The sequence below is a fragment of the Burkholderia pyrrocinia genome, from assembly GCF_018417535.1.
In the GTDB taxonomy this organism is placed as follows: Bacteria; Pseudomonadota; Gammaproteobacteria; order Burkholderiales; family Burkholderiaceae; genus Burkholderia; species Burkholderia pyrrocinia_E.
In genome coordinates this window covers 345,473-370,987 of record NZ_CP070979.1, presented here as the reverse complement: position 1 = coordinate 370,987, position 25,515 = coordinate 345,473, and the positions used below count along the sequence as shown (strand labels likewise).

Annotated in this window: 23 protein-coding genes and 1 pseudogene; 9 read left to right on the top strand and 15 right to left on the bottom strand. The window is 66.4% G+C overall.

Going from position 1 to position 25,515, the window contains the following annotated elements:
- Positions 1-17: 17 nt before the first annotated feature.
- Both JYG32_RS34750 and JYG32_RS34745 read left to right on the top strand, forming a co-directional pair.
- Entirely contained in the window at positions 18-860 is an 843-nt protein-coding gene (locus JYG32_RS34750; protein ID WP_174379246.1) for a hypothetical protein, read from the top strand.
- 705 nt (positions 861-1,565) lie between these two features.
- Complete coding sequence (locus JYG32_RS34745) at positions 1,566-1,949, top strand: hypothetical protein (protein WP_249744966.1); 384 nt, start codon at positions 1,566-1,568, stop codon at positions 1,947-1,949.
- Positions 1,950-2,032: 83 nt separating this feature from the next.
- On the opposite strand, the gene JYG32_RS34740 is transcribed toward JYG32_RS34745, so the two are convergent.
- Together JYG32_RS34740 and JYG32_RS34735 are read right to left on the bottom strand one after the other, a co-directional pair.
- Positions 2,033-3,031 (bottom strand): ABC transporter substrate-binding protein, encoded by a 999-nt coding sequence (locus tag JYG32_RS34740; protein ID WP_213268124.1) that lies wholly within the window; start codon positions 3,029-3,031, stop codon positions 2,033-2,035.
- Positions 3,032-3,073: 42 nt separating this feature from the next.
- On the bottom strand, positions 3,074-3,418 hold the full coding sequence (locus tag JYG32_RS34735; protein ID WP_174379248.1) for a DUF3088 domain-containing protein: 345 nt from the start codon (positions 3,416-3,418) through the stop codon (positions 3,074-3,076).
- Between the two features lie 487 nt (positions 3,419-3,905).
- Between JYG32_RS34735 and JYG32_RS34730 the strand changes: the two genes are divergently transcribed.
- The 4 genes from JYG32_RS34730 (at position 3,906) to JYG32_RS34715 (ending at position 8,302) form a co-directional block, all read left to right on the top strand.
- Positions 3,906-5,090, top strand: a complete 1,185-nt coding sequence (locus JYG32_RS34730) for a porin (protein WP_213268123.1) — start codon at positions 3,906-3,908, stop codon at positions 5,088-5,090.
- Between the two features lie 132 nt (positions 5,091-5,222).
- Positions 5,223-6,488, top strand: a complete 1,266-nt coding sequence (soxC, locus tag JYG32_RS34725; RefSeq protein ID WP_213268122.1) for a sulfite dehydrogenase — start codon at positions 5,223-5,225, stop codon at positions 6,486-6,488.
- Entirely contained in the window at positions 6,481-7,005 is a 525-nt protein-coding gene (locus JYG32_RS34720; protein ID WP_213268121.1) for a c-type cytochrome, read from the top strand. Before soxC ends, JYG32_RS34720 begins: the two co-directional genes overlap by 8 nt.
- A gap of 109 nt (positions 7,006-7,114) precedes the next feature.
- Positions 7,115-8,302: an LLM class flavin-dependent oxidoreductase gene (locus tag JYG32_RS34715; protein WP_174382293.1), complete on the top strand. Its 1,188-nt coding sequence runs from the start codon at positions 7,115-7,117 to the stop codon at positions 8,300-8,302.
- A 2-nt stretch (positions 8,303-8,304) separates the two neighbouring features.
- On the opposite strand, the pseudogene JYG32_RS34710 reads toward JYG32_RS34715, so the two are convergent.
- The 7 genes and pseudogenes from JYG32_RS34710 to JYG32_RS34680 all read right to left on the bottom strand — a co-directional run.
- A pseudogene (locus JYG32_RS34710) lies at positions 8,305-8,430 on the bottom strand (xenobiotic (desulfurization)monooxygenase subunit A, NtaA/SnaA/SoxA/DszA family protein); the annotation flags it as partial.
- 38 nt (positions 8,431-8,468) lie between these two features.
- Complete coding sequence (locus JYG32_RS34705; protein WP_213268120.1) at positions 8,469-9,686, bottom strand: acyl-CoA dehydrogenase family protein; 1,218 nt, start codon at positions 9,684-9,686, stop codon at positions 8,469-8,471.
- Positions 9,687-9,858: 172 nt separating this feature from the next.
- Positions 9,859-10,746 (bottom strand): ABC transporter permease, encoded by an 888-nt coding sequence (locus JYG32_RS34700; protein WP_213268119.1) that lies wholly within the window; start codon positions 10,744-10,746, stop codon positions 9,859-9,861.
- Complete coding sequence (locus tag JYG32_RS34695) at positions 10,743-11,720, bottom strand: ABC transporter ATP-binding protein (RefSeq protein ID WP_174382290.1); 978 nt, start codon at positions 11,718-11,720, stop codon at positions 10,743-10,745. Before JYG32_RS34695 ends, JYG32_RS34700 begins: the two co-directional genes overlap by 4 nt.
- 67 nt (positions 11,721-11,787) lie before the next feature.
- Positions 11,788-12,819 carry an ABC transporter substrate-binding protein gene (locus tag JYG32_RS34690; protein WP_213268118.1) on the bottom strand — a complete coding sequence of 344 codons (1,032 nt, stop codon included), beginning with the start codon at positions 12,817-12,819 and terminating at the stop codon, positions 11,788-11,790.
- Positions 12,820-12,865: 46 nt separating this feature from the next.
- Positions 12,866-13,795, bottom strand: a complete 930-nt coding sequence (locus JYG32_RS34685) for a TauD/TfdA dioxygenase family protein (RefSeq protein WP_213268117.1) — start codon at positions 13,793-13,795, stop codon at positions 12,866-12,868.
- Between the two features lie 167 nt (positions 13,796-13,962).
- Complete coding sequence (locus tag JYG32_RS34680) at positions 13,963-15,198, bottom strand: DKNYY domain-containing protein (RefSeq protein ID WP_213268116.1); 1,236 nt, start codon at positions 15,196-15,198, stop codon at positions 13,963-13,965.
- 323 nt (positions 15,199-15,521) lie between these two features.
- On the opposite strand from JYG32_RS34680, the gene JYG32_RS34675 reads away from it, so the two are divergent.
- A complete protein-coding gene (locus JYG32_RS34675; RefSeq protein WP_213268115.1) occupies positions 15,522-15,806 on the top strand; it encodes a helix-turn-helix domain-containing protein in 285 nt (94 codons plus the stop codon).
- On the top strand, positions 15,796-17,100 hold the full coding sequence (locus tag JYG32_RS34670; protein WP_213268114.1) for a HipA domain-containing protein: 1,305 nt from the start codon (positions 15,796-15,798) through the stop codon (positions 17,098-17,100). Before JYG32_RS34675 ends, JYG32_RS34670 begins: the two co-directional genes overlap by 11 nt.
- 184 nt (positions 17,101-17,284) lie before the next feature.
- Here the strand turns inward: JYG32_RS34670 and JYG32_RS34665 are convergent, their stop codons facing one another.
- The 6 genes from JYG32_RS34665 to JYG32_RS34640 form a co-directional block, all read right to left on the bottom strand.
- Positions 17,285-17,758 carry an AraC family transcriptional regulator gene (locus tag JYG32_RS34665; RefSeq protein ID WP_213268113.1) on the bottom strand — a complete coding sequence of 158 codons (474 nt, stop codon included), beginning with the start codon at positions 17,756-17,758 and terminating at the stop codon, positions 17,285-17,287.
- 349 nt (positions 17,759-18,107) lie between these two features.
- Positions 18,108-18,710, bottom strand: a complete 603-nt coding sequence (locus tag JYG32_RS34660) for a hypothetical protein (RefSeq protein ID WP_213268112.1) — start codon at positions 18,708-18,710, stop codon at positions 18,108-18,110.
- Positions 18,593-19,144: a hypothetical protein gene (locus JYG32_RS34655; protein ID WP_213268111.1), complete on the bottom strand. Its 552-nt coding sequence runs from the start codon at positions 19,142-19,144 to the stop codon at positions 18,593-18,595. Before JYG32_RS34655 ends, JYG32_RS34660 begins: the two co-directional genes overlap by 118 nt.
- Before the next feature lie 309 nt (positions 19,145-19,453).
- Positions 19,454-21,373 (bottom strand): serine hydrolase domain-containing protein, encoded by a 1,920-nt coding sequence (locus JYG32_RS34650; protein WP_213268110.1) that lies wholly within the window; start codon positions 21,371-21,373, stop codon positions 19,454-19,456.
- Between the two features lie 123 nt (positions 21,374-21,496).
- The gene (locus JYG32_RS34645) at positions 21,497-22,378 is read right to left on the bottom strand and encodes a sterol desaturase family protein (protein WP_174382279.1); all 882 of its coding nucleotides are present in this window, start codon (positions 22,376-22,378) and stop codon (positions 21,497-21,499) included.
- A gap of 480 nt (positions 22,379-22,858) precedes the next feature.
- Complete coding sequence (locus tag JYG32_RS34640; RefSeq protein ID WP_249744965.1) at positions 22,859-24,799, bottom strand: ATP-binding response regulator; 1,941 nt, start codon at positions 24,797-24,799, stop codon at positions 22,859-22,861.
- Between JYG32_RS34640 and JYG32_RS34635 the strand changes: the two genes are divergently transcribed.
- The gene (locus tag JYG32_RS34635) at positions 24,770-25,429 is read left to right on the top strand and encodes a response regulator (protein ID WP_213268109.1); all 660 of its coding nucleotides are present in this window, start codon (positions 24,770-24,772) and stop codon (positions 25,427-25,429) included. The genes JYG32_RS34640 and JYG32_RS34635 overlap by 30 nt on opposite strands.
- Positions 25,430-25,515 lie beyond the last annotated feature (86 nt).

Here is a 25,515-nt window from a genome sequence, read left to right as displayed (position 1 = left end):
CGGAGAGAACGATAAAAATGGACCACGCGCAGTATTTCAGCCAAAGCTCGCTTCAGGCCGCGAATCTTCGTCTGCACTATCTGTCGCAGTTGCTGCGCGAGCAGACGGGCTCGATCGTCCAGTACGGCATCCTTCGCGGGTTTCCCATCGGCGTCAGTCACTGGGCGGAGGTCGCCGTCGGCGGCTACCTGCTCGGCACCTACGAGATCGCCGTTTGCGCAATTCTCGAAGCACTCGGGTCGCCCCGGAAGGTGCTGGTCGATCTGGGGGCCGCCGACGGGATTTTCGGCATCGGTCTGGTCAGTAACAACGTCTTCGGCCGCAGCCTGTGTTTCGAAATGGACGAGCAGCGCCGCCAGGCCATCCAGCACCGCGCCGCGGAGATGGGGCTGGCGGACCGGGTCGCCGTGCACGGCCAGGCCGATCGCAACCTGCCGGCAGTCCTGTCGGAGCACGGCGGGGATCCGGCCGAGCGGGTCGTCCTGTGCGATATCGAGGGAGCGGAGTTCGACCTGTTCGACGACGCGCTGCTGGAACAGCTCTCCGGCAGCCACGTCATCATCGAAATCCACGATTTTCTGCTGTCCGACCCGGAGCGAGCCGCACGCGCGTTCGACGAGTTGAGTCAGCGCGCCGGCAAGCATTTCCACGTGTACGAGATTCGCGACGGGCTGCGGGACATTCGCAACATCCCGCTGCTTCGCCACTGGTCGGACTGGGACGCGTGGCTGATGTGCGTCGAGGCCCGTTACCGGATGATGCGATGGCTCTGGCTCGAACCGAAAAGCCAGCCGCGGCGCTCCGATCAGGACATCGATCGCCTGATCCTCGACTACCAGCGCCGGATCTTCGCCGCCTGACGAACCCGCGCCGGCCCGCAGCAGGCGGCTACGCGCCCGACCGTCGCACAACATTCGAGCGCTCACGCAACACGCTCGATGACGCCCGTCCACTGTCCGGGTTCCGACCGGCACGGGGGCCGCGGCGAACCGGATTTATCGCGACGTCACGCGTACCGCACGACAATATCCCACTCGGTATGACACGCCTGCCCCGGCAGCGCGACTCGATCGCCCTGTTGCGTCGCGAGGCCGAGTTTCCGAGGCGCCTGCAACGACACCCTTTCGCCGTTGTGCTCCGGTTGGCACTGGGCGCCGAAGGCTGGCCGGCGTGTGTCGATCAATTCGAAGTCCGCGTTTCGAATAGGACCGGCCGCAGGTTTTTACGCGCGGAGCCGATTATCGGGAGGCAGTCGAACACCCGTTATCGTCATACGATAGCAAGCGGCATCCATTCAAGGGCTTACCCGTTCGTCGAGAAAGGGACGTTCGATTGTAATGAATATCGAAGAATCCCTGTTAGGCGTACCGGGGCTGAATCGTACGCAAGCCGATTACCCGATTATTACCACGGCGCGATATTCCGGTTCGACTTAAAAATACGCCGCGACTCAGGCCATTTGTTAAATAGCTTGAATGACCGACAACGGGCCGGCAATTTGCCTTACCATCCGGCCGTCATTCCGACTAATGTCGAACCCGGTCGACCGAACTTGGACATCGGCCGTGGCTTTTATTTTTCAGGTGCCCGAACCGGGCACCGATTTCATTCGAGCGCCAGGACCGATCATGTTCCAGTCCCCGGGAGATTCATTCGTCAACGGTTCGTTGCTGGGCCTGTGCGTCGAGGTTCCGCTCGCCGCGCTGGTTTCGCTGGCCATGCACGGCGTCGACTGGAATGGGCAGCGCGTCGCGATGCTCGTCGCCACGCCGGTGCTGATCGCATGCATTGCGCTGCTGACCCGCCCGGTGGCATTCAGCACGGTATGGAAGCACAAACGCTCGCCTTTCGTGCTCGACGACAATGTCCGCGCATCGATCTACGGCCGCCTCTGCGGGATCGCTCTCGGGGTGGTATTCGGCATCATGGTCGCGACGACCTTCTCCTGATCCGGTCGAGCCGGGCCTCTCGACGAGGTCTACGTCGAGCTTGAAGCCGTCAGGTCACACAGGCGTCTTCCCGCCGCACCGCCTCAAACCGACGCAACCACCGAATTAAACGACGTATCCCAGAACGGCGCGACATGCGCCGGCCCGTCCAGCACGCCGATACGCGCGAACACATCCGCGACCTGCTGATGCTGCGCCACCACGTCGGGCGTCACCGGCAGCAGCGCATAGTCGTCGCTGCGCTGCTCGAACATCGCGACGAGATCGGCAACCGGCACACGCGTCTCGCGGTTCTGCACGAGCGCATAGTCGCGGAAATGCCCGTTCGCCCACGCATACGCGTGCCGGAACCGCAGCAGCAGATCGCCCGTCGCGGCACGACGGTGCGCATCGTCGAGCGCGCGGGGGTTCGCGTAGACCGGAAAATTGCCCGACAGATAACCCTTCCCCGTCTTCAGCACGCGCGCGCCGTAGCGATTGCGCGCAAGCTGGCCGTTGTAGCCGTAGATCGCCCACGCGTCGATGTCGCCGCGATCGTAAGCGGACAACCCGTCGGTCGGCGACAGGTTGATCGGCTGGATGTCGTCGAAGCTCAAGCCGGCCTCGGCAAGCTGGCGATACAGGAAATAGTGCGACGTCGTCGCGCGCACGTAGCCGACGCGCTTGCCCTTCAGGTCCGCAATGCTGCGGATCGGCGTGTCCTTGCGCGCGAGCGTGACCTGGTTGTTCAGGTCTTCGCGTGCGCGGGAGATGAACCGCACATTGGCCTTCTGTCGCGCGGCGAACACCGCCGGAATTTCGCTGCCCGAACCGATATCGAGCGCATCCGCATTGAGCGCCTCGATGTGCAGCACGCCGTTGTTCAGCTCGCGCCATTCGATCCGGTACGGCGTGTCGCCAAGGCCGGCCGCCTGCAGCAACGCGCGCCAGCCGCCCTTGTAGGTCGCGACGCGCAACGTCGTGCCCGCGAGATCAGTGTTGATGGCCGGCGCGGCGAACGCGGCCCTTGCGGCCAGCGGGACCGACACGATCGCGGCACCGGCGAGCAGCAGGCGGCGGCGTGCCGCCGAAATTGACGACATCGGATGCTCCTGTCAATCGAATAAGAAGTGAAAACCGTCGCGTCAATGAAGTACCGGAAACCCGTGGCGCTCAGCCAGCAGTTCGAGGATGCGGCGCGCGTCGGTGACGAATCGCACGTCGCCGAGTGTCTGCGCATCGTCCGGCGCCGGCTGGTCGCGACCGAGCACGAGCACCGGCAGGCCCTGGTGCGCGTCGTCCAGCGCATCGATCACGGCGTGCCGCGGCCGCTCGAAACCGATGCGCTGCACGTCGATGCGACCGGCGCGGTCGGGCGCGCTCGCCAGCAGCCCTTCGATCGACAGTCCGTGCGGACAGACGAAGCGTTGGCCCGGATGCTTCGGATCGGCAAAGCCCGGTTCCAGCAAAAACAGCACATCGCGACTCATTTCAAACGGCTCCCGTGTTCGTGGTTCAGCCGGGACGGATACGCGCTTCAGCGCCCTCGTGCTCCCGGAGCATGCCGGCCTGCGACCGGATGCCCGACTCTACCGTCACGCATCGCACTGCCCTACCAACGTTTTGCGAAATCGATATGCGGCCGCGCGTAGCGCATCGGCCGTTCGCCGCACAGAGGGCCGTTGCATAAAAGCATCGCGAGGCGAGCCGCATGCGTTGCGGACATCGAACCATTTCATCGATCGATATGACGACGGCCGCGTGTTTCCGGCGCTCGACGTTCGCCGTCGGTGCGATGCGTTCGCCGCAGCATGTGTACCGGACGCGATCGCGACGCACATGTCGGGCTTGCGGCAATGCACATTACAAATCGGCCGCGCAGCGATTTACAAACCACGGATCGACCGTTCATCGCGGCACCGGTCGTCAATAGCATCGTGATCCTCGCAGACGTACTCATAAAAACAGAGGATGGTCATGATCAAAAAATCGGTAGTCCTGGGTTTGGTTTCGATCGGTTCGGTCAGCGCGCAAGCGCAGAGTTCGGTCACGTTGTACGGCGTCGTCGATGCCGGTATCGCCTATACGAACAATCAGGGCGGCGGGAGCAACATCCAGCAGACGAGCGGCAAGCTGAGCGGCAGCCGCTGGGGCCTGAAAGGCGCGGAGGATCTCGGCGGCGGCCTGCAGGCGGTCTTCACGCTCGAGAGCGGGTTCCGGCCAAGCGATGGCGGGCTCGGCCAGGGCGGCCGCCTGTTCGGCCGCTCCGCGTACGTGGGCCTGGCCAAGAAGGGCCTCGGGACGCTGACGTTCGGCCGCCAGTACGAGCCGATCACCGATCTCGTCGCGCAATACTCGGGGTCCGGCTTCTGGTCGCCGGCCACGCACGTCGGCGACAACGACAACCTGAACCAGAGCTTCCGGCTGAACAACGCGGTGAAGTTCCGCAGCGACACGATCGCCGGCTTCACGGCCGACCTGCTCTATGCGTTCAGCAACCAGGCGAACGGCGGCGCGGGCACCGGCTTCTCGAACAACAACGCATGGGGCGTGTCGGCGAACTACGTGAACGGCCCGCTGTCGGTCGGCGGCGGTTACGTACGGCTCAATCATCCGAATGCGACGTCGAACACGAGCGGCGCGGTGGGCGGCGCGACCTCGACCACCGGCAACGACTACAGCGGCGCGTTCTTCTACGGGCTGAACGGCGGCGTGCTCAAGCAGCAGATCGGCGCCGTGGGCGCGAACTACGCGCTCGGCCGCGCGACGCTCGGCTTCGCATGGAGCCACACGCAGCTCGACTATGTCGACGGCTCGTCGCGCAAGTTCAACAACTACGACGCGAACGCGCGTTACCAGATCACGCCGGCGGCCACGCTGATCGGCGTCTATACGTTCACCGACGGGCGCGCGAGCGGCCTGCCGGGCACCGGCGGCCAGACGCTGAAGCCGCGCTGGCACCAGTTCACGCTCGGGTTCGACTACGCGTTGTCGAAGCGCACCGATATCTACCTGTCCGGCATCTACCAGCTCGCGGCCGGCGATCCGAGCACGGCGACATCGGGCGGCTATCGCAAGATCGCGGCGATCTCGAACATCGGCAGCGCGTCGTCGACGAACCGTCAGGTCGCGCTCGTCAGCGGGCTGCGCGTGAAGTTCTGACGGCACGCGCAACGGACGCGGCGCGATAAGCACGATAAGCAAAGCGGGAATCGTTGTTTGCCGCGTCGCGCGCGGTTGCCGAGAATGTCCGTTTCCCCGCGTGCGGCCGCCGCACGCGATACGCGTTCGACCATGACCGACTCCCGTTTCCCTTCCCGCCCGCCGCGCACCGGCCGGCGCGCGGCGCTGCGCCAGCTCGCCGGCGGATGGGCTGCCGCGCTGCTGCCTGCCGGCGGCGCGCTCGCGAGCCAGCCGCTCTCGCCGCTCGATGTACCGCCGTGGACGCGCGCGCCGGGCGCGCCGCTGCTGTCGCCGCCGTACGGCGTGCCGGGCCCGCACGAACGCGACGTCATCCGCCGCGGCGCCCGCACGCCTGCGCTGCCCGGCTCCGGCTCGTCGATGACGCCGCTCGCCGACCTGTTCGGCGACCTCACGCCGAACGGCCTCGTGTACGAGCGTCATCACGCCGGGGTGCCCGACATCGACGCGGAGCGCCATCGCGTCGTCGTGCACGGCCTCGTGCGCGAGCCGCGCGTGTTCACGATCGACGACCTGCTGCACTTCCCGTCCGAATCGCGAATCCACTTCCTCGAATGCTCGGGCAACACCGGCAGCGAATGGAACGGCCCGAGCGGGCTGCCCATCCAGTTCACGCACGGGCTGCTGTCGTGCTGCGAATGGACCGGCGTCAGGCTGTCGACGCTGCTCGACGAAACCGGCATCGACCCGTCCGCGCGCTGGCTGCTCGCCGAAGGCGCCGATGGCGCGGCGATGACGCGCAGCCTGCCGCTCGACCGGATCCTCGAGCGCGCGCTCGTCGTCTATGCGCAGAACGGCGAACGGCTGCGTCCCGAGAACGGCTACCCGGTGCGGCTGATCGTGCCGGGTTTCGAGGGCAACACGAACATCAAGTGGCTGCGGCGGCTGAAACTGGTTCGCGCGCCGGAGATGACGCGCGAGGAAACGTCGAAATACACGAACCTGCTGCCCGACGGCTGTGCGCGCCAGTTCGTATTCGAGATGGACGCGAAATCAGTCATCACGCGGCCGTCGGCCGGCCACCGTCTCGCCGCGCACGGTTATCACCCGATCGGCGGCTACGCATGGTCGGGCCGCGGCCGGATTCGCGCGGTCGACGTATCGACCGACGGCGGCCGCACCTGGCGGCCCGCGCGGCTCGCGGGCGACGTGCGCGATCGTGCTTTGACGCGCTTCGAGGCCGACTGGATCTGGAATGGCGAGCCGGCCGACCTGCAAAGCCGCGCGACCGACGACACGGGCTACGTGCAGCCGACCCGCGCCGCGCTCGTCGCCGCGCGCGGGCTCAATTCACAGTACCACTACAACGGCATCCAGAACTGGCGTGTGGGCGCGGACGGCGAGGTGCGCAATGCGTAAGCCGCTCGCCTGCCTGCTCGCCACGTCCGCGGTCGTGTCGAGCGCATTCGGCGCTGGCTTCGGCCTCGGGCAGCCGGTCGACCGCGCGGCGCTCGCCGCATGGGATATCGACGTCGCACCCGACGGCAGCGGCCTGCCGCCCGGTGCGGGCACGGTCGCGCGCGGCAGTCATGTGTTCGCGGACAAATGCGCGATGTGCCACGGCGCCGGCGGCGAAGGCGGCGTCGGCGATCCGCTGGTCGGCGGCATCGGCTCGCTCGCGGGTGCGAAGCCGAAAAAGACGGTCGGCAGCTATTGGCCCTACGCGACGACGCTGTTCGACTACATCCGCCGTGCGATGCCTTACAACGCGCCGCAATCGCTGAGCGCGGACGATGTCTATGCGGTCACGGCCTACGTCCTGCACCTGAACGGCATCGTGCCCGATGACGCGCGGCTCGACGCGCACACGCTGCCGCGCGTGAAGATGCCGAACCGCGACGGTTTCGTGCCCGATCCGAGGCCGGGCAGGCTATGACGCGACGCGATCCGCTCGCCGGAGAATCCGCAATCGTTCCCGCGCGAACTACCGCAGCGCGTGCTCGACGTTTTTGTTCGGCTCACGCACACACCGCAAGGAACCCGTCATGAGCGCCACTTCCCTCGCCGCCCCGGTCGCGCCGTCGCCGTTCGTCGACGTCCGCTCGCCGGCGGATTTCCCCGACAGCCCCGTGTCGCGCGCGCTCGCGCAGCCGCTGATGCTCGGGCTGTTCCTGCCGATCCAGGCCGGCGGATGGAGCGCGTCGACACTGCCGCGCTCGACCGACTGGACGTTCGACTACAACGCCGACCTGGTCGCGCGCGCCGAAGCGCTCGGTTTCGATCTCGTGTTCGCGCTGTCGCAGTGGCTGCCGAAGGGCGGCTACGGCGGTGTGTTCGACGGCCAGGCGCTCGACTCGTTCATGACGCTGGCCGCGTTGACCGCGCGCACCGAGCGAATCATCCTCGTCGCGACGAGCCATGTGCTCTACGGGCCATGGCATCCGCTGCATTTCGCGAAATTCACCGCGACGCTCGATCACATCTCGCGCGGGCGCTGGGGCATCAACGTCGTCACCGGCCACCGCGCGATCGAGCACGAGATGTTCGGCTGGAACCGGATCGAACACGACCGGCGCTACGAGATGGCCGCCGAATTCCTCGATGCGGTCCAGCAGTTGTGGGCGCAACCGGATAACTTCAGCTACGCGCCCGCGCTGTCGAGCTGGCGCCTGGGCGGCGCATTCGTGACGCCGAAGCCGCACTACGGCCGCCCGCTGCTGATCAATGCGACCGGCTCCGACGCGGGCATCGATTTCGCGGCGCGCTATTCGGACATCGTGTTCGTCACGAGCCCGGCCGGCCCCGACGTCGACCTCGCGCTCGACGCACTGCCCGCACATACCGCACGCGTGAAGGCGGCCGCCGCGGCACGCGGCCGGACGATCCGAACGCTGCTCAATCCGCTCGTGATCTGCCGTGAGACCAGCGCAGAAGCGCGTGCCTACCGCGACGCGATCGTCGCACACGCGGACGAAGGCAGCTTCCACCGCTTCGACAGCGACGCCCATGCGTGGCGCGGCGGCTTCGAGCAGCGTTCGCAGGCCGCAGCGCGCGCGATCGGCGGCAATATCTCGATCACGGGCTCGCCAGACGAAGTCGCCGACACCATCGTGCGACTGCACCGCGCGGGTATCGACGGCATCCAGTTGAGCTTCTACGATTTCAAGCCCGACCTCGACTTCTTCGGCGAGCGCGTACTGCCGCTGCTGCGCGACGCCGGCTTGCGGCGCTGACGTCAGGCGGCCGATGCCTCATGCGCCGCGGCGGCGCGACGCACCGGCCGCTGCAACCCGAGATGATCGCGCAGCGTGCGGCCCGCATAGTCGCTGCGAAACAGCCCGCGGCGGCGCAGCTCGGGCAACGGCGGTGCCGTCACGTTGCAGTCGTTGGCTACCGTAGTCAGAACACACGCCCTTCGGTCAGGTGCGTCGTCACGCCGTTCAACTCGTAGTCGCCGATCACGCGCGTCTTGTGCAGCAACGGGTTGTGACTGAAGATCGTGCGCAGGTTGCGCCAGTGCCGGTCGAGGTTGTGTTCGCGCGCCGTCGCCGACGCGCCGCCGACTTCGAACAGCCGCTCGGCCGCATGCAGCGCGAGCTTGCTGACGATCAACTGCGTGCGCGCGGTCGCGAGCGCGCTGTCGAGCACGAGCGCGTGCGCATCGGCGTCGCCGGTCTCGATCGCGTCGGCGGAGCGGTCGAGCGCCCGCGCGTTTTCGCGCACGAGCGCGTCGATCGCGTGACTGTGTGCGGACAGTTCGCCGACGATCTGCTGGATGAAATGATCGTCGCGCGCGGTCGGTGCCGGGCTGTGCAGCGCGGGGCGGCTATGCGCGAGCACGTAGCGGCGCGCATCGGCGACCACGTTGCGCACGATGCCCGCCCCCGTCGCGACGAGATGCAGCTGCCGCAGCGCGCCGCAATGGCGGCCGACGAGCGACGAGCCGTCGCGCGCGGCCACTTCGTCCGCGAACACCTGCACGTCGTCGAGCAGCAGGCTTCCGCTTGCGGTCATGCGCTGTCCCATCCCGTCCCAGTCGTCGAGCACCTGCATGCCGTCGCGTGCGACCGGAATGATCACGGCGAGCGCATCGCCCTGCTCGTTCTCCACGTTGATGCGCGCGAAATCGGCAAACGCGGTGCCCGTCGAATAGTATTTGCGGCCCGTCACGCGATGATGATCGCCATCCCGGCGCAACACGGTCGTGTTTTCGCCCGGCCGCGACGTGCCGCGCTCGGTCGACGCGCCGCCGAAGATCGCGCCGGCCAGCGCGCGTTCGAGCTGCACGTCGTTGAACGGCGTGCGCGGCGACAGCCGCAGCGTCTCGGTCATGTCGTAGTGGATGCGCAGCGCGTGCGCGAGATTCGAATCGGCGGCGGCCAGCGTCGCGATCGTGTCGAACAGATCGACCAGCGTGCCGCCCAGGCCGCCGCACGCGACCGGAATCCGCAGCACACCCAGCGCCGAACGCCGGAAGATCGCGAAGCCCTCGAACGGCAGCTCGCGACGCGCCTCGCGTTGCGCGGCATCCTGCCCGATCGCGTTCGCGAGATCGGGCAGCGCGGCGAGCGCGTCGCGCAACGCGTCGCGCGGATCGACGGCATCACGGGCGGTCATTCGGCGGTTCCTTATACGAGAAGATCGGGAGCGTCGCTGCGTGGCGCGATCGCGGCATTCGCGACACGGCGCACGTACGGCACCGCAAAGTATAGGGACGCACCCGCCGCGCGCGAAAAACCGATTTCAGCTTTTGTTATGCGAGCGCCGGGAATGGCCGCGCGCCATCGCGTCAGTGCGGGATACCCCAGCGCCGCACGGTCGCGCGTTCGAGTGAGTCGAATACGAGGTTCTCGACGAGCAGGCCGATCACGATGACGGCCGCGAGGCCCGCGAACACGCGGTCGGTATACAACTCGTTGCGGTTCTGGAAGATGTACCAGCCGAGCCCGCCCTGCCCCGCGCTCGCGCCGAACACGAGTTCGGCCGCGATCAGCGTGCGCCACGCAAACGCCCAGCCGACACGCAGGCCCGCCAGGATCGACGGCAGCGCGGCCGGCACGAGGATCAGCGCGATCTGGCGCAGGCCCGTGAGGCCGTAGTTGCGTCCGGCCATCTTCAGCGTGGCCGGCACGCCGGCGAAACCCGTGTACATGCTGAGCGCGAGCGGCCACAACACCGCGTGCACGAGCACGAACAGCAGGCTGCCGGTGCCGAGCCCGAACCACAGCAGCGCAATCGGCAGCAACGCGATCGACGGCAGCGGATTGAACATCGACGTGAGCATCGTCAGCAGGTCGCGGCCGATGCGCGTCGATACCGCGAGCGACGTCAGCACGAACGCGAAGAACACGCCCAGCGCGTAGCCGCGCAGCAGCACCGACATCGAGATGCCCGTCTTCACGAGCAGTTCGCCCGATTCGATACCCTGCACGAACGCGGCCAGCGTCGCGCCGAAGGTCGGCACGAGCAGGTCGTTCGCGACGATGCGCGCGACGATCTCCCACGCGGCGATCAGCACGAGCGCGATGACGCCGCGACGAAACCAGCCGGCGCCGACGATGCGGCGCAACAGCGGGACCGGCGCCGCGCGTTCGGCGTCGGGCAGCGTGTCGAGCGCGCGTTCGTATTCGGCACGCACGGGCGGCAGCGGCGGCAGGGCCGGATCGATCGTGCTCATGATGCGGCTTCCTCCGTCGTCGGCGCGTTCGTGACATCGGTATCGAACAGCAGGCGATGGATCCGCGCGACGTTGTCGCGGAAGTCGCCGGTGTCGACGCTGTCGAGCGAATGCTCGTGACTGTTGAGTTCCGCGCGCACGCGGCCCGGATGCGGCGACAGCAGCAGGATCCGGTTGCCGACGACGAGCGCTTCCTCGATCGAATGCGTGACGAACAGCAGCGTGAAGCGAAACTCGTCCCACAGCCGCAGCAGTTCCTCCTGCATCTTGCGGCGCGTGAGCGCGTCGAGCGCGGCGAACGGTTCGTCCATCAGCAGCACGCGCGGCTGCATCGCGAGTGCACGCGCGATCGCGACGCGCTGCTTCATGCCGCCCGACAGCGTGTGCGGATACGCGTCCGCGAACGCGCCAAGCCCGACCTTGTCGAGATAGTGCAGCGCGCGTTCGCGTGCATCGGCACGCGACAGCTTCGCAGCGGCTCGCAATGGAAACGCGACGTTCTCGACGACCGTCTGCCACGGCGGCAACTGGTCGAATTCCTGGAACACCACGATGCGGTCGGGCCCCGGCCCGCGCACGGGCTGGCCGTCGAGCGCGATCGAACCCGACACGGGCTCGATGAAGCCGGCAATCGCCTTCAGCAGCGTCGACTTCCCGCAACCCGACGGGCCGAGCAGCACGAAGCGGTCGCTGCCGTACACGTCGAAGCTCACCTGATGCGTCGCGCGAACGATCCGCGCGCCGCTCCGGTATTCGAGATTCACGCGGTCGATGGCGAGCAGGCGTTCGCTGTGCGCGCCGGCCTGCGCGGGCCGGATCGCGGCGCGCGCGTCGGGCGCGGCCTGGGCGGCGGGCGTCGCATCGCCGCGCGCCGCAAACGGCGGCAGCCAGGTTCGGGGGGAGGTGGCGTTCACGATCGAATCTCTTGCGGGTAAAGCGTCAACATACGGCCGGGCCTCGCGCGGACCAACCAACGATTGCGCATATCGAAACCGCGCCGACGCATAAGCGTCGATCGCGGCGTCGAAGCGGCAGCGCTGCTCAACTGCCGCCGGCGGTCGCCGGGTCGTCGAAGAAGTAGTCGCGCCACGACGTCGGCTCGTTGCGGATCGCGCCGGTGCGGTGCATGAACTGCGCGAGCGGAAGCGTGTTCTGCGGCGCGGTCTTGAACTGCACCTGCGGATTGCGGAGGATCTTCAACAGCAGCGCACGATCGATCTTCGATGCGTTCACGCGGATATAGGTATCGGCCGCGCGCTCGGGGTCGGCCGCAATCTGCCGCGCGGCGTCGGCCAGTGCGGCGACGAACGCGCGATAGGTCTTCGGGTTGTCGTTGCGGAATTTCTCGGTTGCGTACAGCACGGTCGCCGAGCTCGGGCCGCCGAGCACGTCGTACGAATTCAGCACGATATGCGCGTTCGGGTTGCCGGCGAGTTCCTGCTCCTGGAACGGCGGATTGCCGAAGTGGCCGGTGATCACGCTGCTGTTCGCCAGGATCGCGGCCGTCGCATCGGGGTGCGGAATCGCCTGCGTGAGCGCGTCGAGCTTGTCGAACTGCTTGTCGCCCCACTGCTTCGCGGCCGCGTACTGCAGCACGCGCGACTGCACCGACACGCCGACCGCCGGCACCGCGATGCGGTCCTTCGCGCCGAGGTCGGCGATCGTCTTCACGTTCGGATTGCTGCTGACGAGGTAGTACGGGAAATTGCCGAGCGACGCGACACCCTTCACGTTCTGCCGGCCGCGCGTGCGGTCCCAGACGGTCAGCAGCGGCCCGACGCCCGCGCCCGCGATATCGACCGCGCCGGACAGCAGCGCGTCGTTCACGGCCGCGCCGCCCGACAGCCGCACCCAGTCGACCTTGATGTCGATGCCGGCCTTGCGCCCTTCCTTTTCGATCAGTTGCTGGTCGCGCGCGACGTTCAGCATCAGGTAGACGACGCCGAACTGCTCGGCGATGCGGATGCGGCCTTCCGCGTGCGCGGCATGCGGTGCGAGCGCGCCCGCGAACGCGAGCGCGGCGGTGAGCGTGGCCGCCAGCGCGCGGCGCGCCGGCAAAAACGAAAACGACATCGGAACTCCGGTCAGGACGGGGTGGAAGAATGACGCGGCACGCGGCTCAGAAAGGCGCGTCGCCCTCGATCGTCGTGCGGTACAGCTTGCGGCGCAGATGGTCGGGCGTGCCGGCGGCGAGATGCATCAGCGAACGGTTGTCCCAGAACACGAGATCGTGTTCGCGCCACACGTGCCGGTACAGGTGTTCGGCGCGCACGCTGTGCGCGAACAGTTCGTCGAGCAGTGCGCGGCTTTCGTCGTCGGGCAAGCCGACGATGCGTGTCGTGAAATGCTCGCTGACGAACAGCGCCTTGCGGCCCGTCTCCGGATGCGTGCGCACGACCGGCTGGACGACCGCATCGACCTGCGCGATCTGCTCGGGCGACAGGTTGGGCCGCCACGGGCTGCGCGCCTGCAGCTCCGCATAGCGCGCGAGATACGTATGCTCGGCGCGCCGCCCGTCGACCGCGCGGCGCAGGTGCGCCGGCAGCGTGTCCCACGCGAGATGCATGTTCGCGAACAGCGTGTCGCCGCCCTCCGCCGGCAATTCCTGCGCGTGCAGCAGCGAACCGAGGCTCGGCTTCTCCTTGTACGACAGGTCCGAGTGCCAGAAATGGCCCGCGTCGCCGAGCCCGATCGGCTTGCCGTCCTCGACGATGTTCGACACGATCAGCACCTCCGGATGCCCGGCGAGTGCGAACTGGTGCAGCACGTGGATCTGCAGCGGGCCGAAGCGGCGGCTGAATGCGATGTGCTCGTCCGGCGTGATGCGCTGGTCGCGAAACACCAGCACGTGATGGTCGAGATGCGCGCGATGGATGCGCGCGAAGTCGCTGGCGTCCAGCGGTTTCGACAGGTCGATGCCGACGACTTCCGCGCCGAGCGGTGCGTCGAACGGAACGATGTCGAAGCGTTGCACCGCACTGCCCGGCCGCGATGCGGGCGGCTGCCCGGCGGAAAGCGATGCAGCGTCGCGGATGGCGGTAGTCGTCACGGCACGGCCCCTGATTCGGTCAAAACGCGAATCTACGAGTGCGTGCCGGACTGCGTCAACGAAGCGATTCGGATACGTTTATCTGCTGCGGTCATAAAGATCGCTGCTCGGGCATACGCGCGGCAACGGGCGGTTGCGTCGCGCGCGAAACCGGCCGATCGTGACCATCACGAAGCCGTCGACGGGGCGGGTACGCGCACGACGCCTTCCGGATACCGGATGTCGATCAAGCCGTCCCGATCGCGAATGCTCATCGACGACACGACCTCCACGCTCGCGCGGTCGACGCCTTCGCAAACAGCCAGGTTCGTGTTGGTCCGGTAGTAGACGCGATGGTCGTCGACCGCAAAAAAGCGCGTCAGGAAACGCAGGCTTTTCGCGTCGATCCCCGGCAACGGCTTGCGGTAGTTCTGCCCCCACAGCACGTGGCCGTCACCGTCGACCAGCACGTCGTGGAAGACCGCACGCGCGGTCTCGACGTCGATGCGCCCCGGCTTGGTCACGATCTTGCCGTCGTGAAGAATCTGCGCGCCGAGCCGCGCATACCGGTAACCGAGGCTGACCACGCCGGCCGGATCGTCGATGCCGCGCTTGCGCACGCCGGCGCAGAACAGGTGCTTCGCATCCCGCGCATACGCGCCGCCGATATGCGTCAGGCTGGCGACGTCGGCCTTGACCACGGTCAGGTGCCATTCGCCGCGGTCGTAGATATCGGGGCCGAAATAGTAGGCCTGCCGCGCATCGCGATACCAGTCGCCGCCGAGGGCTTCCAGCGTCGCGGCGTCGCCATCGGCGATCAGCCCTTCGCCTTCGTAGTCGTAGCTCAATGCGGCGCCGGTCGCGTAGTAGCGCAGCCCCGACGCATCGACGGCAAAGTTGTCGACCAGATGCCGAAAGCTGGCGAGATCGAAATTGTTGAGCGCACGATACCGATGCCCGCTGCCGATGCGGGCCCATACGCGTTCGCCATCGCTATGGAACGGCCCGCCGAGCGGCGCAAGCGGCTCGGTCCGCGTGTCGCGCCGCTGCCGCGCGTCGGCCTCCTGCCGGCGCTGCGCTTCGTCGGCGTCGTAGATCGCCTGCTGCTCCGGCGTGACCGCCGATGCGTCCAGATGCTGCTGAATGTGGAGCGAATGCAACGACTGCACGATCGCGATGCACAACACCGCATGCGGGATCGAGCGCAGATACAGCGCCCAATCCTCGTCGTCGCACCGGTAGAACCAGTGCACCGCTTCGCCGTCCCATCCGGCCGGATCCGTGCGGGCCAGCAGCGCGGCCTTGACGTCCCTGACCTTGCCGGGCACGACGAAAGAGAGGCTGTAGCCGGTGTCGACGAAGATTTCGAGACTGTCGTCGTCGAACAGGCTTCGCATCAGTTTTTCGAGTTCTTGTACGGTCATGGGTTCATGTCGGGCGGGCGACGGATCACGGAATGGACGGATGTACCGCGGTCATTCTAACGATGTCGACGCGCGCCGCCGCCCGCGGCACAGCGGCGTTGACGCGCGGCCGGCCGGCTTCGTCCCGTGCACCGATCACGTATCCGCCCGGATACGGAAATGCCGTTGCCCACGGTCCCATTCCGCCCGGTTCCCGATCGGGAACGAAACGATTGCCCAACCACCTGCGGGGCATTTCCGTTTCCGAACGGATACGAACTAGTGCCCCAACCCACGAATTGTGCAATACTGTTCCCGCTCAGATACGAAGCACGGAGAACGTCATGCCGGAGACCCGGTCCGTCAACACGATCGGCGCACTTGCCAACCTCATTCGCGCAGCGCGGCTCCAGCAGGGGTTCACGCGGGACGAACTCGCGAACGCCACGGGGCTCTCGCCGAAATTCATCAGCCAGGTGGAAGCCGGGAAGCCGACCGCGCAAATCGGCAAGGTGCTGCTGCTGCTCGGCGAACTGGGCGTGAGCCTGCTCGCGCAGACGTCGATCGAGATTTCGGCGGAAAACGCGCTCAAGGCCGCTCAACGCCGCAGGAGCAGCCATGGCCGCTAGAACGCTGATCGCGTCCGCGAACGGGCTGCGCATGGGCAGGCTGACCGACGACAAAGGCGTCTGGTCGTTCACGTACGACGCGGCGTGGCTCGCCTCACCACGCGCGTACCCGCTGTCGCCCGCATTCGCGCTGCGCGCCGACACCTTCACCGACAGCTCCACCGATCGCCCGGTCCAGTGGTTCTTCGACAACCTGCTGCCCGAAGAAGGCATGCGCACGTCGCTCGCGCGCGAGGCGAAGGTCGATGCCGCCGACGCGTGGGGCCTGCTCGCGTACTTCGGGCGCGAATCGGCCGGTGCGCTCACGCTGCTGGCCGAAGGCGAGCAGGAGGCGGCCGGCAGCATGCAGCCGCTTGGGCTCGACGAACTCGAGCGCCGCATCCAGGCGATGCCCGAGCGCGCGCTGACGGCCACCGCGCCCAAGCGCATGTCGGCCGCCGGCGCGCAGCAGAAGCTGCTGCTGATCCTGCGCGGCGACGCGCCGAACTACGCGCTGTTCGAACCGGTCGGCAGCGAGCCGTCGATGCATCTGCTGAAGCCGGACATGCGCGCCGCCGGCTACCCGCATTCGGCGATCAACGAATTCTTCTGCATGAAGCTCGCGAAGCGGATGGGCCTCGACGTTCCGGATGTGCATTTTCTTCGCGCGCCGTCCGCATGCTACGTGATCGACCGCTTCGACCGCGACACCGCGTCGGAGCCGGCCGGACGCCTGCACACGATCGATGCGATGCAGTTGCTGAACTACGATCGCGGCTTCAAGTACCAGCGCGCGAACGCGGAGGCGCTCGGCCGCGCGATCGGGCAGACCAGCACGCGCGCACTCGCGCGCCTGTCGGTGTTCCGCTGGACGATCTTCAACGTGGTGGTCGGCAATGGCGACGCGCACCTGAAAAACCTGTCGTTCTTCGTCGACGCGCGCGGCTACCGGCTTGCGCCGTTCTACGACATCGTCAGCACGGTCGTCTATCACACGCCCACGCACCGGCCCGACCATCGCGGCGATCACTGGCCGCACTGCGAACTGACGATGCCGCTCGGCACCGCGACGCGATTCTCCGACATCGACTTGGGCGCGCTGATCGCGTTCGGCAACGCGCTCGGGCTCAAGGACAAGGCGGCCGAAAACGAACTTCGGCGCTTTCTCGAACCGCTCGATCGCAACGTCGTTCAGACGCTCGATGAAGTGCGCGAGATCGCCCGCCCTGATGCCGGGGAAATGCGCCTGCTGAACTCGATTGCGTCGATGCCGATCGCGGAGATGGGCCGCGCGCTTCGCCAGGCGCGCGGATAAGCGGCTGCGGGTGGGGAGTGCGCAGGCTCCCTGTTTCGCGTCGTTTGCGCTATGCCGCCACTGCATCGCCGGCCGATGCGTGACGCGCCTCGCTCGGTGTGAACGCGAAGCGTTGCCTGAACTGCGTGCCGAATGCCCACTGGTCGGAGAAGCCGCACATGTCCGCGATCTCCCCGATGCCGAGCTACGGATTGCCCGCTTGAAGATATCGCAGGCTTCGCGCGAGCCGCGCTTCCTTGATGGTTTCCCCGACACTCATCGAGTGTTCGCCGAACAGACGGTAGAGCTGCGCGCGCGAGCAGTTGAGTGCCCTGGCGATCTCGACGGGCGTCAGGTCGTGCCGGTGCAGGTTGTTCTCGATATAGTGCCGGGCGACGGCGAGCCGCGCATCGGTCAGCGGACCCATGCGCAAACGGCTCCGCGTGGTTGCAGCCCCGACAGCAGCGTGCTGGCTACACACGAACTCGGCCCGCGGACAGGAGAAGACGGCGCGGCGCCGGTAGCGATCGTCCGACGGGACGCGCGCGTCGACCGCCTTGAACGCATGGGTCATCGAACAATCCTTGCGCGGCGATGCAGGCAGGTCGTCCATCGAAAGTCGCGCGAAAGTGGATTGCATGTCGATTGCAGGCTCGTTCTTCTTCGCTTCCGATGCCATCGAACTACCCCGTATGCTGCGGCTGCGTCGCGCGCAACAGGCACGGCCATCCCTGACTCTCGTCATCGGCGGGGCGTTCGGCACCTGGCGAGTTGTCGAACGCCCGGCTCCCGCGGAACGATGCCGGATACCTTTCCCCGGCCGAACGCATCGTTGACGAACCGGTCGGCACACCGGCACGCTTCGTCTTATCTTACCTGCCGGGTCAGGGGGCGAAAATACTGCGAATGCGGTAGTTCAGGGGCGGGGATCCCTGCGGCAACGGTTCGCCGGGGCGCGCTCGTGTTCGTCGAACATTTCGCGTCGACACCGACGCTGTTCGCCGATCACGCGTTCGCATTCGGGTCGATCAACTTGCCGGCGTGTAGGTCACGCCGCCGATCGTCATCGTGGGCGTATTGTTCACGGTCGTAAAGACGGCCTCCCACAGATCGCGACCATTCACGCCCGGAATCTTGACGGCCATCCCGGCCCGGTCGTCGGCCAGCGGCAGCAGCATCTGCCAGGTGGGCTTGCCGCTATCGTCGCAGTTGCGCATCAGGATGTAGCCCGACGCGTTCGTCAACTCACCCAGGCTGGCCTGCAGCACACCCGCATGCGTCAAATAGCGAATCGTGGCGGGCGACTCGTTGCTCACCTGCCATGGCTTGCTCATGCGCGCCTTCCAGGTCGCATCGAGTGCGGGCAGGTTGGTGGCGAGCTGCTGAAAGACAGGCGCCGTCAGATAGTCATAACCGGCATTTTCGGTCATACGCACCATCAGGTAGCGGTAGCTGTTACCCGCAACATCCGGGTCAGCCACGACGGCGAAACCGAAGTTTGGCCCGCTGCCGCTCACGCTCCACCACCAGCCGTCGCTGCCGTACCGGAACGGGCTGTTGGCATGCGGCACCCGGCCGGTGTCCGTCCAGACGTCCAGCGTGAGCGTGTTCGCGTCGAGGCCCACCTGCAAGACCGTATCGCAACTGGCGTAGAGCCGGCCGCCCCAGCCATTGCAGGCGCCGCGGCCGGTACGGCCTGCGTGGTGCCGACCTGCGCGGGCAGTGCGGCAATCGTGCCGTCTTCGACCAGCGCGCGCAGCAGGATGTCCTCGGCGAGCGCCGCCGGCGTGAATCCAGCGTAGCCCGAGATCATCAGCGCCATCCGTGCGTCGGGCAATACGAACAGCGTGCTCGAGGAGGAGGTGTCGCCGTTCTTCTGCCACGCGGCGACGCCCACGCCGTGAAGCGCCCTTTCCGCGCCGGTATCCCACCCGCGCCCCCACGTATAGTCGGACGGCGGATTGATCTTCACGCCGACGATCTGCGTCTGGTCGAGAGCCATGCCGGCAAAAACCGGCACCTTCACCGACATTCCGCCGCGATCGTCCGCGAGCGGCACCAGCAACTGAAAATCCCCGTCGGCGGAGGATAAAACGTAGCCCGGCAGTTCACTCAGTTATCCAAATGACATTTTCAAGATTCCATCCTTGAGTACCAGTAACTCGTTATTGGCCGCTTCGCTCGTGGCAACCCATTGCGTGCCCAGACGCGCGCGCCACACCGCATCGAGTCCGGCTGCAGACGCGGACTGCGGCGACGATAGCTGCCGGGCCTCGGGTCGCACCAGTCGGCGTGCCGCGGAACCGGCGCCCCGCCGGCCCCGCATCGCCGACGCTGCGATGCTTGTCAATCCTCGAACCCTTCGCCTTGATGCTCACGCCCGCTGGCACAGCCATCCGGAAGCCGCCATCGTCTCGACGCCGTTCACGGTCGTCATGCTGATTTCGAACAGATCGCGACCAAGCATGACCGGCACCGTGACGGACATGCCGCAGCGATCGTCGGCCAGCGGCTTCAACAACTGGTAGCTCGTGTGGGCCCCGCCATTGGTGCTGTAACCGAACAGCACATAGCCCGGCAATGCGTCCAGGTTGCCCAGCGAGACGCGCAGCGTGCTGGCCGGCGATACCGACTGCACCGACTCGTTGATCACGTTCCACGACGAATTCACGCGCGCCTGCCACGCGGCATCGAGCGCCGACCGTTCCGGCAACTGCTGCGCATACGGCGCGACGCGGAACACGTAGCCCGAGCTGTCGACGACACGCTTGGTCAGATACCGATTGCTCACCGCATTGCCCGCGTCGTCCGTACCCGGCAGGATATCGAACCGGTACGACGAGGTATCGCCGTCGCTCCACCACCAGCCGTCGCTGCGATACCGGTATGGCGCGCCGCCGGGGCTGAGCGCCGCCCACGCCGTGCCGCTCCATTTCGTCAACGCCAGACTGCCGTCCGCGTTCACGGCGACTTGCACCGGCGTCGACTCGTTGCCGTAAATGCCGTTGACCGCGGAAACGTCCGGCGACGCCGCCGCCGGCGGCGCAACGGTATTCACCCGCGCGGGCGCGGCGGCGATGCCGCCGTCTTCCTGCAACGCCTGCAGCAGGATCGACGGCGCGATGCTGCCCGCGTCGTAGCCCATGCTGCCCGTGATCATCAACGCCATCCGCGCGGCCGGCAGCACGTAGAAATGGCTGGAAAAGAACTGCGTGCCGCCGCTCTTGTACGCCGCCGCGGCGCCGGCGGCGCGCAGCACCGGATCGTCGACGTCGTCCCAGCCGAGACCGAATGCGTACGAATAGCCGAGCCGGGTCGACTTGATCTGCCACCGGTCGGTCTGGTCCGTCAGCATGTCGGCAATCCCCGCCGCCGACGCAATTCGCTGCCCCTGGAACATGCCGTTGCCGATGAACAGCTGCGCGAGGTTCATCATGTCGAGCGGCGTCGTCGACAGGCCACCCGTCGCGTAAGGATTCGAGAATTCCTGCCCGTACTGGATCCCGTTCGCGTATGCCAGCGCGAATTCGCCGCGGGTCGGCACGCTGGTCAGAAAGCCGGAATTCGTCATGTTCAGCGGCGCGAGGATATTGCGCTGAACGAATTCCGTAAAGCTTTGACCGGTGACGGCCGCGACCACCCGTTCGAATATCGTGAAGCCGTCGTTGCAGTAGACCGCGAACTGGCCCGGCGGATGATTCAGGTGTTCGTTGGCGAGCACCTGCTGCGCCACCTCCGCATAGCCCGGAATCGGGACATACGCAAACATGTTGCTGACATTCTGACCGGGCAGCCCCGACGAATGCGACAGCAGATGACGCGAGGTGATCTGCGCGTACTGCGGCGACAGCATCGAGAACGACGGCACGTAGCGCACGATCGGCGCGTCCAGGTCGATCAGCCCGCGATCCTGCAGGATCACGCCGGCCAGTGCCGCGATGACCTTGGTGACCGAGCCGATGTTGTAGCGCGTCGCCTGCGTCGCGGCGGCGGCCGGGCTGACCACCGCATTCCCGAACGCCTCTGCCCACACCACCTGGTTGCCCTTCAGCAATGCAACCGAGATGCTGGCGAGGTTCTGTCGGTCCGCGTCGAGCGCGGCCTGAATAGTGTGTCGCCCCGCGGCGATGGTTGCGCCATACGTCGGCTGCTGCTGAATGCTGTCCGCACCGCCGCAACCCGGCAGCACCGCGGATAACAATCCCGCACCGGCATACCCGAGAAATTGCCGGCGGCCGGCGCTGGCCGGGACGGCGCCTGAATGCGGATCATGCGGGTCGCGTGGGTTCGCCATAGGTGTTTTCCTTGTTGTCACTCCGATGTCATCCGGTATCCCGAACCGCCATTCCCGGCAATTCCCGCGCGAGCACGACATGGCGCCGGGCAGCGCAGCGCAGTGCGCCGGCGTATCCGTTGCTCAGGAAACCTGCTGCGTCGCGCGCCGCGCGTCACGCGTCGTCAGGGAACTGCCGTCCGGGCTCCAGCCCGGCGGCCGGATCAGGTACTGGATCGCGGTGTGCAGGTTCCCGGCCTTCGCGAGATCGCGCGCAATGTTGCCCCACTCGTAGAACGCGATCCTGAACGGATTGTCGGTGCCGATGCTCGACGTCAAGCCGTAGTGCGGCGTGAAGCGCTCCGGCGTGTACGACCCGAACAGCCGGTCCCAGATCATCGTGGTGCCGGCGTAGTTCGTATCCAGATAGTCGAAATCGCTGCCGTGATGGACGCGATGCTGCGACGGCGTGTTCAGCAGCGCCTCGAACCAGCGCGGCATCTTGCCGATCGCTTCCGTGTGAATCCAGAACTGATAGATCAGGCTCACCGACTGCATGAACAGGATCATCTTCGGATGGAACCCGAGCAACGGCATCCACGCCCAGAACAGGAACGATCCGCTGATCGTGCCCGTCCATGTCTGGCGCAGCGACACCGACAGGTTGTATTGTTCCGACGAATGGTGAACCGAATGCGACGCCCAGAACCAGCGCACCTCGTGACTCAGTCGATGGAACCAGTAGTAGCTGAAATCGTCCGCGAAGAAGCACAGCACCCACGCCCACCATACGTTCATCGGGATCGTGAAAAGCCGGTGCGCGTACACCCAGCTCAGCACCGTCAGCACCAGCCCGCCGGTCAGGACGCTGGCGACGAACGCGCCTGCTGCAAGCGCGATATTCGCCAGCGTATCGCGGGTCCGGTACAGCCGCCTTCCGAGCACCGCGGCGAGCACGACTTCCACCGCGATCAGCACCGCGAAGGCCGGCAACGCGGCCACCATGATATTGGGCAGATTTTGCATAACCGTTGCGCTCCAGGCGGGCGGGCGATGACGCCAAAGTCATTGCCGTTCAAGGATTCGACCGCGATCCGCCGGTCGGCTCATGCGCAAGGTGAACGCGATCCAGGGTGCAGGCACGGCACCCTGTCGCGATGCTTTCCGAAAGTACGGCGCCTGGAAAAATCGGCCGCGTCCGGTCTGCCCGGCTCTTCCGCCGCATCGGGCCGCGCCGGCGACGTGCCGATTCGATCGGACATGCGGCACTGCCGCCGCCGCGATCGGGCCGGCCAACTGCACGCCGGCCCGAACGACGGGTTGGTCTCCCCGGCTATCCAGGCTTTCTTCGATACCCCGCGCTACTGTTTTTTTACGATTGCCAGCAGGTGCGAAGGTACTGCACGCGATTCGTTTGGGTAAATACCGCATATGCAGTATTCGCCGCGCAGGCTGACGCGTCGAATGCTTCACGCCGATGTACCGGCGCGAGCGGGAACGAGGCCGTCAGGCCGATGCGTCGATCAACGCCTGCATTTCCTGCGGATCGAGCGGCTTGTGCATCACGCTGAAGCCGCTCGCCGAAGCAGCATGGATGCCCTCGGGCGACGTATCGCCGGTAATGATGATGGCCGGAATCTCGCGTTCGATGACCCGAAACACCGCGTGGACCACATCCGCGCCGGTCACGTGACCCGCCAGCCTGAAATCGGTCACGATCATGTCCAGCTCGGCGCGACGGGATGCGGCCAGCTCGATTGCGCGCTCCAGCGATTGCGCGGCGACCACGGTGTGCCCCCAGGTTTGAAGCAGGGTCTGCATGCCGGCCAGCACGTCACGATCGTCGTCGACGACAAGAAAGGTTTTCCGCGTTCGCCCGTGCCCGGATTCCGGGCCCCTGCTCCGCTGATTCATCGCGGCGTCGCGCGACTGCGCATGCCGGATCGCAGCGAGCCGCACGGAGAACAGCGAGCCGCGCCCCGCTACGGAGCGCACCTGCACGCTGGCCCCGATCAGCACCGCCGTGCGCTGCACGATGGCCAGCCCGAGGCCCAGCCCCTGTTCCCGGTCGCGCGCCGCATTGCCGATCTGGTAGAACTCCCGAAAAATGTTCGGCAACTGATCGGCTTCGATGCCGATGCCGGTGTCGAAGACCTGGATTTCGACGTCGGTGCCGCGCGGGCGGCAAGCCACCAGGATCCCGCCGCTCAACGTATAGCGCACCGCGTTCGACAACACGTTCGACAGGATGGTGTGCAGCAGCACCGCGTCGGTTTCCAGCCAGATCGGGGTCGGCCGGATCCTGAGCGTCAATCCTTTCGCCAACGCGGCCTGACGAAACTGATTGTCCAGTGCATCGAGTTCCTGCTGCAACGGAAAGCGGCGCGGCTCGGCATCGATCACGCCCGCGTCGAGCCGGGAAATGTCCAGCAATACGTTCAGCAATTGCGACATGCCTTTCAACGCGGTCCGAAGCCGTTCGGCAATATCGTCGAGCGCGCTTCCCTCGACGGTCGGCGCCCGGGCCATCGCGCGCAGCGTCGCGATGTAGAGGCCCAGCGCATGCGTCGGCTGACGCAGGTCATGGCTGGCGGCGGCCAGGAATTGCGACTTGCTTCGATTGGCGAGTTCGGCGCGCTCCTTCTCCGCGGTCAGCTGGCGGATCAGGTCGACGTTCTCGAAGCGCAGCGAGACCGCGTCCCGCACGGTACGCTGCAGCGTCCGGCTAAACGCGAGATTGACCGCGAGCAGGAACAGCGACAGCAATCCGAGCACCGAAAACAGCGCATTGCCATACTCGAAAGAGCGAATCGCGAACGGCAGCACGGTCGGCAATGCGTAAGCAACGTAGGTCGGCCACCACGACGAGAGCGACGCCACCGAGCCGCCGGTCATGCCGGCCAGCACGATGCAGATCAAGGCCGTCACGATCGTGTTGTGCGGCGAGAAAAACAGGACGCCCATGGCGCCCCACAGGCAGCCGGACAAACCCGCGAACAACACGTATCGGCGGGCGCGGCCGGTGGCCGTCTCGACGGGATGCTCGCCAGCGCAACGATCGCGCCATACCATCACGGCGCGGATCGCGGTCAGCACGCAGATCGCCGCGGCCCATCCGAGCAGCGTGCGTCGCGACACCTCGTTCCACAGCAGAAAGGTCGTCAGGCTGACCACGGCGAGGTTGCCGAACAGGATGGGCGGCGACTGGCGGTACAGCGTATTGACCAGTTCGAGGCGCACGTTGGCACGATATTCTTGCGCTATCCTTTTTGCCATTTCAAAGTCGCGTAGCGGATCCGGCGTTAAACTGGTCTGGTGTCGATCTGGTCCGCCGCGAGACGCGCCAGCAACGGCGATCGCGTCGTATTGTCGCAAAGGAATGCACTTCCGGGTGATCCAAGAGAAGGCGAAAGAAAAATGAAAAAAATCGTGCTTGCCGAAGACCACGCCATTATTCGCGACGGGTTGAAGTTGTTGCTGAAAACGCGCGCCAACTGGCAGGTCGTGGGGGAAACCGGAGACGGGCAGATCGCCGCTCGACTGGTGCGCGATACGCAGGCGGATCTACTGCTGCTGGATCTGGATCTGCCCGGCTATCCCGGCATCGAACTGGCGAAGCAAATCAAGACGCAATCGCCGCAGACCCGGATCCTGGTGGTCACGGGCAATCAGAACCCCGTCACGGTCCGCGCGGCTGTGGCGATCGGCGTCGACGGGTACATGCTCAAGCACGAAGACGGCGACGAACTGCTGCATGCGATTTCCCTGGTGCTGTCGGGTATCCGCTATATCAGCGACGCGCTCGCCCATGTGCTGGAGAACGCGCGCGGCGATGCCGCGCCGCCGGTCACCGCACGGGAGAAGGAAATCCTCGTGCTGATCGCCAACGGCCACTCCAGCAAGGAGATTGCCACCCGGCTGAATCTGAGCGTGCTGACGGTACGCAAGCATCGTCAGAATCTGATGACGAAACTGTCGTTGCATAACGTGGCCGAAGTGACCGCGTATGCGATACGCGACGGCCTCGCCGAATTGCCGCTGCCCGGCACCCTTCGCGACGAAGCATTGCTGCGCTGAAGGTCCGTCGGCCGAAAGTGACGTGCTTCGCGCCGGCCGCGAATACCGCCATGCAAGCCCAGCGTCCTCAAGCGCGATCCGACGGC

Excerpts from the sequence above, each read along its gene's own strand:
- JYG32_RS34750 (WP_174379246.1), top strand. The coding sequence starts at position 18 with ATGGACCACGCGCAGTATTTCAGCCAAAGCTCGCTTCAGGCCGCGAAT.
- JYG32_RS34740 (WP_213268124.1), bottom strand. The coding sequence starts at position 3,031 with ATGTCGTCAATTTCGGCGGCACGCCGCCGCCTGCTGCTCGCCGGTGCC.
- JYG32_RS34735 (WP_174379248.1), bottom strand. The coding sequence starts at position 3,418 with ATGAGTCGCGATGTGCTGTTTTTGCTGGAACCGGGCTTTGCCGATCCG.
- JYG32_RS34730 (WP_213268123.1), top strand. The coding sequence starts at position 3,906 with ATGATCAAAAAATCGGTAGTCCTGGGTTTGGTTTCGATCGGTTCGGTC.
- soxC (WP_213268122.1), top strand. The coding sequence starts at position 5,223 with ATGACCGACTCCCGTTTCCCTTCCCGCCCGCCGCGCACCGGCCGGCGC.
- JYG32_RS34720 (WP_213268121.1), top strand. The coding sequence starts at position 6,481 with ATGCGTAAGCCGCTCGCCTGCCTGCTCGCCACGTCCGCGGTCGTGTCG.
- JYG32_RS34715 (WP_174382293.1), top strand. The coding sequence starts at position 7,115 with ATGAGCGCCACTTCCCTCGCCGCCCCGGTCGCGCCGTCGCCGTTCGTC.
- JYG32_RS34705 (WP_213268120.1), bottom strand. The coding sequence starts at position 9,686 with ATGACCGCCCGTGATGCCGTCGATCCGCGCGACGCGTTGCGCGACGCG.
- JYG32_RS34700 (WP_213268119.1), bottom strand. The coding sequence starts at position 10,746 with ATGAGCACGATCGATCCGGCCCTGCCGCCGCTGCCGCCCGTGCGTGCC.
- JYG32_RS34690 (WP_213268118.1), bottom strand. The coding sequence starts at position 12,819 with ATGTCGTTTTCGTTTTTGCCGGCGCGCCGCGCGCTGGCGGCCACGCTC.
- JYG32_RS34680 (WP_213268116.1), bottom strand. The coding sequence starts at position 15,198 with ATGACCGTACAAGAACTCGAAAAACTGATGCGAAGCCTGTTCGACGAC.
- JYG32_RS34675 (WP_213268115.1), top strand. The coding sequence starts at position 15,522 with ATGCCGGAGACCCGGTCCGTCAACACGATCGGCGCACTTGCCAACCTC.
- JYG32_RS34670 (WP_213268114.1), top strand. The coding sequence starts at position 15,796 with ATGGCCGCTAGAACGCTGATCGCGTCCGCGAACGGGCTGCGCATGGGC.
- JYG32_RS34665 (WP_213268113.1), bottom strand. The coding sequence starts at position 17,758 with ATGGCATCGGAAGCGAAGAAGAACGAGCCTGCAATCGACATGCAATCC.
- JYG32_RS34650 (WP_213268110.1), bottom strand. The coding sequence starts at position 21,373 with ATGGCGAACCCACGCGACCCGCATGATCCGCATTCAGGCGCCGTCCCG.
- JYG32_RS34645 (WP_174382279.1), bottom strand. The coding sequence starts at position 22,378 with ATGCAAAATCTGCCCAATATCATGGTGGCCGCGTTGCCGGCCTTCGCG.
- JYG32_RS34635 (WP_213268109.1), top strand. The coding sequence starts at position 24,770 with ATGAAAAAAATCGTGCTTGCCGAAGACCACGCCATTATTCGCGACGGG.